Source organism: Candidatus Methylomirabilota bacterium, from assembly GCA_036005065.1.
Taxonomy (GTDB): domain Bacteria; phylum Methylomirabilota; class Methylomirabilia; order Rokubacteriales; family DASRDR01; genus DASYQW01.
This window is the reverse complement of sequence record DASYQW010000101.1, coordinates 1-7,171: the sequence shown is the minus strand read 5'-3', so window position 1 is coordinate 7,171 and position 7,171 is coordinate 1. Positions and strand designations below refer to the sequence as shown.

Sequence of the window (7,171 nt, the reverse complement as noted above, 5' to 3'; positions counted from 1 at the left end):
GGGAGTGTTTCCGGACGCCAGTTCCCGGCGCTCCAGGACGAGCACGTCCCCGACGCCGGCGGCAGCCAGGTGGTAGGCGATCGAGCACCCCCAGATGCCGCCGCCGACCACCACCGCCGCCGCTTCCTGCCTCACGCTCATGGCTGCCTGTCGCTCGTGGGGGACGGGCCGGGCCGAGACCCGAGCAGATCAAGGACGCAGGGAGGAGGCGGGCCGAGGCGTATGCCGCATACGTTCAGGCCCGCCGACGACCGAGGACGCAGAGATGCGACGGGTATCGGCACGGCCCTAATAGTTGCCCCAGCCGGCGTAGGCGACCCAGCCCCCGTCCACATCCACCGTCGTGCCGGTCACGTAGGCGGCGTCATCCGACGCGAGCCACACGGCGACCGTGGCGATCTCCTCCACGGACCCGAAGCGGCCGGCGGGCGTGCGCCGGGTGATGTCGGCGTCGGTATAATCCCCCACCGCCTGGTCGTGGACGTCCATCGGGGTCTTGATGTAGCCGGGATTGATGCAGTTCACCCGCACACCCTGCCGGCCCCACTCCGTCCCGAGGACCTTGGTGAGCCCGATCAAGCCGTGCTTGGAGGCGCAGTAGGCGGCCCGCTTCGGGAGGCCGAGCTGGCCGAGGATCGACCCGACGTTGATGATCGAGCCCGAGCGTTTGGGAAGCATGACACGCGCCGACGCCTGACATCCGAAGAACGCGCCCGTCAGGTTGAGGTCGATCGTCCGGCGCCAGTCCGTCTCGCTCAGCTCGGCCGACGGGGCGATCATGGACGTCCCCGCGTTGTTCACCATGATGTCGAGTCGGCCCCATCGCTGGACCGCCTCCCCGACCAGGCGGTCTACCCCCTCGCGGGTCGACACGTCGGCGGCCACCGCCAGCGTCCGATCCGCCTCCCCGGCGATCTTGGCCAGACGGGCGGCCGCCTGGTCGGCCCGCTTCTGCTCGCGCGAGTTCACGATGATCCGCGCCCCCTCCCGAAGGAAGGCCGCCGCCATCCCCTCCCCGATCCCCATGCTCGAACCCGTCACGATGGCAACCCGGCCGGCCAGCTTCATGGTGTCTCCTCGGGGCTCGCGCGACGCGGCGCGACAGGAATTGTCTTGGCTACGAGGCCCGACCCCATGGCCTTCGGCCTCAGGGCGTGCGCGCTCCCGGGGGACGGGGTGGCTACGGAGCCGAGCGAGACGAGGTAGCGAGCCGCTTGCCCGACTGGCGGGCGAGCTCGATCAGCTCGTGGGGCAGACCGAACCGAACGTCCTCTTCGACCACGTTGAGCTCGCGAACCACCGGCGTCGCGCGTGATGACAGGTACTCGACCACCTCGTGAACGAGGAACTCCGGCGTCGAGGCGCCGGCCGTCACCCCGACCCGCTGGGCGCCCTCCAGCCACTCGGGCCGGATGTCGCGCACGTCGTTGATCAGGTAGGCGCAGGTGCCAACCGACTCGGCGACCTCCCGGAGGCGGTTGGCGTTCGAGCTGTTGGCGGCGCCCAGGACCAGGACCAGGTCCACCTCCGCGCTGAGCTTCTTGACGGCCGCCTGCCGGTTCTGGGTCGCGTAGCAGATGTCGTCCTTGGCGGGACCGACGATGCGGGGGAACCGCCGCCGGAGGACCTCGACGATGGCGCGGGTGTCGTCGACCGACAGCGTCGTCTGAGTCAGGTAGGCGACCTTGTCGGCGTTCTCCACGTCCAGCCGCTCGGCTTCCTCCACCGAGTCGATGACGACGATCCGCTCGGGAGCCTCACCGGTGGTCCCGATGACCTCGTCGTGATCCTCGTGGCCCACCAGCACGATGGTGTAGCCTTCGCGCGCATAGCGCGTGGCCTCGATGTGCACCTTGGTGACGAGCGGACAGGTGGCGTCGATCACGCGGAGCCCCCGGAGGCGCGCGTCGTCCCGCACCGCCGGCGACACGCCGTGAGCGCTGAAGATCACCGTGGCGCCCGACGGCACCTCGGTGAGCTCGTCCACGAAGATGGCCCCTTTCTCCCGGAGCGCCTCCACGACGTGCCGGTTGTGCACGATCTCCCGGCGGACGTAGATCGGCCCGCCCGCGACCTCCAGCGCCCGCTCCACGACCTCGATCGCGCGCTCCACGCCCGCGCAGAATCCGCGCGGGCCCGCCAGCACGATCTCGTCGAGCCTTCCGGAATGGTCCATCGACACGCTCATCGTCCCCTCTCTCGGCGCCTCAGGTCGCGGGGAAGCGCACCTCAGTATAGAAACCCGGGGGGCATAATGCAAGGCGCGGAGCCCCGCGGCGGCGGCACGCCGGCCGTCACGGGAAGAAGAAGCTGATGCCGACGTGCACCAGGCTGGAGTTCAGCCCCAGGTTCTTGTCACAGGCCCCCGCGTTCGAGATGTGCTGGAACCGATAGCCCAGGCTCAGCGCGCTCGTGTCGGATACGAAGACGAGGGCACCGACGCCGGCCTCGAGCATGAAGTTCAGGTCGCAGTCCGTCTGCCGGAGGTCGACGCGGCCGCCCAGGACGCCGCCGCCGGCCTCCAGGTACGGACGGACTCGCGGACCGGTGGCGAACACCCATCGTCCGAGGGCCGCCAGGCCGACCACCGTGGCGGACTTCGACGCACTCAGATGAATCAGCATCGGCTCCACCAGCCCCTCCAGGTTGCCCCGCAGGAACCCCTCGCCACTCTCGCCCGTGAGGAAATACCCGAAGTGCGGGATCACGTGGAAGCCGTCGACCCGCTCCAGATTCGGGGTGGGAGACGTGTTGTGGCTGACCGAGTAGCCCGCCGCGATCGTCACGTCCTTGGTGCCGGCCGGAAACCGCTCCTGCCCCGCCGCCGGGCCCGCCCCCGCCGCCTGCACGCCGACCAGCACAGAGACCAGCCACCGAGCCAAGCGTGTGGATACCCTCACGCCACCTCCTCTCGAACGACGACGCTACGGGTGAATGAGCACCTTCAACGCCTCGCCCCGGCTCATCAACGTGAGGGCGGCCGGCACCTCGGCGAGCGTCATCTCGTGCGTGATGAGGACGCCGGGATCGAGCGTCCCGTCGGCCAGGAGCGAGACCGCCCGCCGGATGAGGACGGGAGTGTGGTGGAAGGCGCCCAGCAGGCGGAGCTCCTCGTAGTGGACACGGCGCGTATCCAGCCGGATGCTGGTCCCCGGGGCGCACCCCCCGAAGAAGACGACCGTTCCCCCCTTGTCCGTCGCCGCCACCGCCTGCTCCCACGCTTCGGGGCGGCCGGTCGCGTCGATCGCGCAGCGGACGCCGCCGCCGGCCGCCGCCCGGATGCGGCCGGCGGGATCCGAGGTCGCGGTCACGTCGATGCACGCCGCGAAGGAGAGCCGCGCGGCGACGTCGAACCGCGGGCCGGCCTTGCCGGCCAGGACGACGCGGGCCCCTTGCGCCTGGGCCAGGAGGCCGAGGAGCAGGCCGAGCGGGCCGTGACCGAACACGGCCACCGAGTCGCCTGGTGTGAGGGCGGCCAGATCCAGCGCATGGAGGCAGCAGGCGACCGGCTCGGCAAAGGCCACCCGCGCCATGGACGCCTCGGCGGGCACCGTCACCAGATTGGTCCTGACGAGCCGGGGCGGGAGCGCGATGTACTCGGCGTACGCCCCATTCACGAACAGAAGATCGTCGCAGAGGTTCGCCCGACCCCCCCGGCAGTAGGCGCACGCGCCGCAGGGGGCGGAGTTCGCGGCCACCGCCCGCTGCCCGACCCGCGGTTCCTGGACGCCCGCACCCACGGCGACGATGGTGCCGGCCAGCTCGTGCCCGAACACCGTGGGGAGCTTGGGGATCATGACCGGGTGGCCGCGCCGGAGGGTCTTCACGTCGGTGCCGCACGTGAGCGCCGCCTCGATCCGGAGGAGCACCTCGCCGGGCTGGGGCTCGGGGACAGGGACGTCCTCGTATCGCAGGTCGCCCGGCCCGTAAAAGACCTGAGCCCTCACTCGCTGACCTCGACGTAGACCTTGAGGGCCTCCCGCTCCTCCATCAGGCGGGCGGCCTCCGCCAGCCGCTCGAGCGGCAGCCGGTGCGAGCAGAGCTCCGCGACCCGGACCCGTCGCGAGGTGACCAGCTCGAAGGCCTCGGCGAGATCGGCCGGTGACGACGAGTAGGTCGCCGTCAGGGTGAGCTCTCGGTGGTAGAGCTCGCCCACCGGCAGCAGCCCCTCCCCCTCGCCCACGAACAGGTGGATGGCGCCGCCGTCGCGCGCCCAGCCGAGCGCCTGGCGCACCACGGCCGGCGACCCGACGGTGAGGATCACGCAGTCCGCGCCCCGCCCTTCCGTGTGGGTGGCCAGCGCCCCCGGGACGTCGGCCGGCGCCACCGTCACGGTCGCGCCGAGCAGGCACCCCAGCTCGCGGCGGGGGGCGAGGACGTCCGTGCCCACCACCCGTGCCCCCGCCCGGACGGCGAGCTGCACCAGGAGCCCGCCGATCGCCCCCAGCCCGACCACCAGGACCGCGTCCCCCGGTCCCAGGCCGCTTCGCCGGATCGCGCGCACGCAGCAGCCGAGGGGCTCCGTGAAGGCAGCCACCGCATCCGGGATTTCCACGGGTACCCGGAACGTCGCGTGCTCGACGTTTGCGCGCGGGACCCGCACGTACTCGGCGAAGCCGCCCGGGTCGAGGTTCGACTCCTTGAAGGCCCGGCACATGGACACGCTGCCGCGCCGGCAGTAGTGACAGGCAAAGCACGGCACGTGGTGCGCGGCCACGACGCGATCGCCCTCGTGGAACCGGCCGACTCCCGCCCCGACCTGGACCACATCTCCGACCACCTCGTGGCCCAGCACGCTGGGGAGCTGGCGCGGGGCTCGCAGCTTGGCCAGATCGGAGCCGCAGAGCCCGCAGCCGCGGACCCGAACGAGCAGCTCTCCGGGGCCGATCGTCGGGGTGGGGCGATCCTCGAGGCGAATCGTGCCCGGACCCGTGGTGACCGCCGCTCGCATCTCAGCGGCGCCCGGTCGGCCGACGCCGGGACGGGCGGCTCATCCCGGCAGCTGCGCGCGTAGATAGACCCCCAGCGCGAGAGCCAGCTTGCGCGGCGCCGACAGCCGGATGCGCCGATCGAAGACGCGGAAGCGTCGTGCCTCGATCGTGCGGAGCAACGCGTGGTAGATGACGCCCATGATCTCGGCGGCGATCAACCGCCGCCGGTCCACCCGCGGGAGCGCGGCGCGGGCGGCGCGGTAGTAGGCGTGCGTCCGGTCCGCCTGGAAGCGCATCAGCTCGAAGTAGGCGCGGGTGTAGCGCCCGCGGAGGAGTTCCTCCTCGGAGTACCCGTAGCGGCGAAGCTCGTCGAGGGGGAGGTAGATGCGGCCGCGCTCGGCGTCCGTCTTGAGGTCCCGCATGATGTTGGTGAGCTGGAGGGCCACGCCGAGGTTGACGGCGTAGTCACGCGCGCGAGGGTCGGTATAGCCGAAGATCTCGATGCAGGCGAGACCGACGGCCGCCGCGACCCGGTAGCAGTACTCGGACAGCTCCTCGAAGGTCGCGTACCGTCGCTTGTCGATGTCCATCTCGACCCCGTCGAGGATGGTGTCGAGGTATTCCTGGGGGATGGGATAGGCGCGCACCACGTCGGCCAGACGGCTCGCGATGGGATGGGTGGGCCGCCCGCCGTACACCCGCCGAAGCTCGGTCCGCCACTCGGCGAGGGTGCGCCGCTGATCGCCCGGGGTGCCCGCGCTCTGGTCGACCGCGTCGTCCACGGTCCGGCAGTAGGCGTAGAGGGCGTACATCGCCTCGCGCTTGTGTCGTGGCAGGAAGAGAAAGGAGTAATAGAAGTTGGACCCGCTGCGACGCGTGAGGCTGGCGACGAGCTCGGCGGCGTTCATGGTGGTGTCGCGAGCGACCGGGGCCGACCGCGGTCGACGCGGAGATTATACACCGGGGTCACCGGCTCGGGCCCACTTGGCGCCCTCAGGCGCTCCGCACCCGCCGCCGCGCGTATCCGTGGGCCCAGAACCAGTCGACGGCGTCCCGGAGGGCCTCGTCCACGGGGGTCTGGGGCAGGCCGAGCTCGCGGATCGCCTTGGCCGGGTCGAAGAACATCCGCTTGGCGGCCATCCGTACGGCGGTGCGCGAGGCCAGCGGCTCGCGGCGAGTGATACGGGAGAGCCCCTCGAAGGCGCCGGCCATGACGAGCGCCGCCGCGTGGGGAAGGCGCCAGCGCGGCGCCGGGATCCCCGTGTGCGGCGCGAGCCGCTCGAAGATCTCCCGCAGTCCCAGGTTCCCCGCCGCGTGACCGAGGATGTAGCGCTCACCGACGCGGCCGCGCTCGGCGGCCAGGATGTGGCCGCGGGCGACGTCGCGCACGTGGACCACGTTGAGCCCGGTGTCGAGGTAGGCGAACATCCTCCCCCGGAGGTAGTCCACCAGCATCTTGCCGGTGGGGGTCGGCTTCCAGTCCCAGGGGCCGACCGGTGCCGACGGATTGACGATGACCACCGGAAGCCCCCGGGCGGCCGCGGCCGACGCCTCGCGCTCGGCCAGGAACTTGGAGCGCTTGTAGTCGCCGACCATGTCCTCGAGGCCGACCGGCGTGGTCTCGGTGCCGGCCATCCCATCCCCCGGGATCCCCAGGGTTCCGACGCTGGACGTGTATACGATCCGTCGTACCCCGGCCGCCTCCGCGGCGGCGAGCAGGGCGCGCGTTCCGTCCACGTTGACACGGTAGAGGACGCTCGGGTCCGGGGCCCACAACCGGTAGTCGGCGGCGACGTGATAGAGGACGGCCACCCCGGCCAGGGCCGGCCCGAGAGAGGCCGGATCGAGGAGGTCGCCGGTGACGATCTCGACCTGTCGGTCGCCGAGGGCTGCGTGCAACGGGGCCAGCTTGCTGGTGGGACGAGCGAGGACGCGGACCGGGGCGCCCGTCCTGACCAGCTCGCGCACGAGGTTCAGGCCGACGAACCCCGTGCCGCCCGTGACCAGGATGGTCTCAGCCATCAGAAGCTCCCTCGCGGGCCTGCCTCCCCCGAGGGCAAAGCCGGGGTCCGCGCGCCGCGGGCCGAGGACGCCGAGCGGCGACGGGTATCGGCACGGCGCTAGAACGGGTAATCGAGGCCGACAAAGATGGCCGGCCCCTCGCGGCTCACGCCGATCTCGACGCGGCCGACGACGCTGGGGGGCGTGAGCCCCCGGAACGCGATGCCGGGGGTCACGAG

General features: G+C 71.7%; 8 protein-coding genes. All 8 read right to left on the bottom strand.

The features are described from left to right. Positions 1 to 141 (bottom strand): FAD-dependent oxidoreductase (locus VGW35_07600; GenBank protein HEV8307518.1); only part of this gene is annotated, 141 nt, incomplete at its 3' end. A gap of 147 nt (positions 142 to 288) precedes the next feature. Next, the gene (locus tag VGW35_07595) at positions 289 to 1,068 is read right to left on the bottom strand and encodes an SDR family NAD(P)-dependent oxidoreductase (GenBank protein ID HEV8307517.1); all 780 of its coding nucleotides are present in this window, start codon (positions 1,066 to 1,068) and stop codon (positions 289 to 291) included. 112 nt (positions 1,069 to 1,180) lie between these two features. Beyond that, entirely contained in the window at positions 1,181 to 2,188 is a 1,008-nt protein-coding gene (ispH, locus tag VGW35_07590; protein HEV8307516.1) for a 4-hydroxy-3-methylbut-2-enyl diphosphate reductase, read from the bottom strand. A gap of 106 nt (positions 2,189 to 2,294) precedes the next feature. Further along, positions 2,295 to 2,900 carry an acyloxyacyl hydrolase gene (locus VGW35_07585; GenBank protein HEV8307515.1) on the bottom strand — a complete coding sequence of 202 codons (606 nt, stop codon included), beginning with the start codon at positions 2,898 to 2,900 and terminating at the stop codon, positions 2,295 to 2,297. 24 nt (positions 2,901 to 2,924) lie between these two features. Then, positions 2,925 to 3,947 carry an alcohol dehydrogenase catalytic domain-containing protein gene (locus tag VGW35_07580; protein HEV8307514.1) on the bottom strand — a complete coding sequence of 341 codons (1,023 nt, stop codon included), beginning with the start codon at positions 3,945 to 3,947 and terminating at the stop codon, positions 2,925 to 2,927. Further along, positions 3,944 to 4,951 (bottom strand): alcohol dehydrogenase catalytic domain-containing protein, encoded by a 1,008-nt coding sequence (locus tag VGW35_07575; GenBank protein ID HEV8307513.1) that lies wholly within the window; start codon positions 4,949 to 4,951, stop codon positions 3,944 to 3,946. Before VGW35_07575 ends, VGW35_07580 begins: the two co-directional genes overlap by 4 nt. Positions 4,952 to 4,990: 39 nt before the next feature. Continuing rightward, positions 4,991 to 5,839 carry a presqualene diphosphate synthase HpnD gene (gene hpnD / locus VGW35_07570; GenBank protein ID HEV8307512.1) on the bottom strand — a complete coding sequence of 283 codons (849 nt, stop codon included), beginning with the start codon at positions 5,837 to 5,839 and terminating at the stop codon, positions 4,991 to 4,993. An 85-nt stretch (positions 5,840 to 5,924) separates the two neighbouring features. Further along, positions 5,925 to 6,953 carry a hopanoid-associated sugar epimerase gene (gene hpnA / locus VGW35_07565; GenBank protein HEV8307511.1) on the bottom strand — a complete coding sequence of 343 codons (1,029 nt, stop codon included), beginning with the start codon at positions 6,951 to 6,953 and terminating at the stop codon, positions 5,925 to 5,927. Positions 6,954 to 7,171: the final 218 nt, after the last annotated feature.

Excerpts from the sequence above, each read along its gene's own strand:
- VGW35_07595 (HEV8307517.1), bottom strand. The coding sequence starts at position 1,068 with ATGAAGCTGGCCGGCCGGGTTGCCATCGTGACGGGTTCGAGCATGGGG.
- ispH (HEV8307516.1), bottom strand. The coding sequence starts at position 2,188 with ATGAGCGTGTCGATGGACCATTCCGGAAGGCTCGACGAGATCGTGCTG.
- VGW35_07575 (HEV8307513.1), bottom strand. The coding sequence starts at position 4,951 with ATGCGAGCGGCGGTCACCACGGGTCCGGGCACGATTCGCCTCGAGGAT.
- hpnD (HEV8307512.1), bottom strand. The coding sequence starts at position 5,839 with ATGAACGCCGCCGAGCTCGTCGCCAGCCTCACGCGTCGCAGCGGGTCC.
- hpnA (HEV8307511.1), bottom strand. The coding sequence starts at position 6,953 with ATGGCTGAGACCATCCTGGTCACGGGCGGCACGGGGTTCGTCGGCCTG.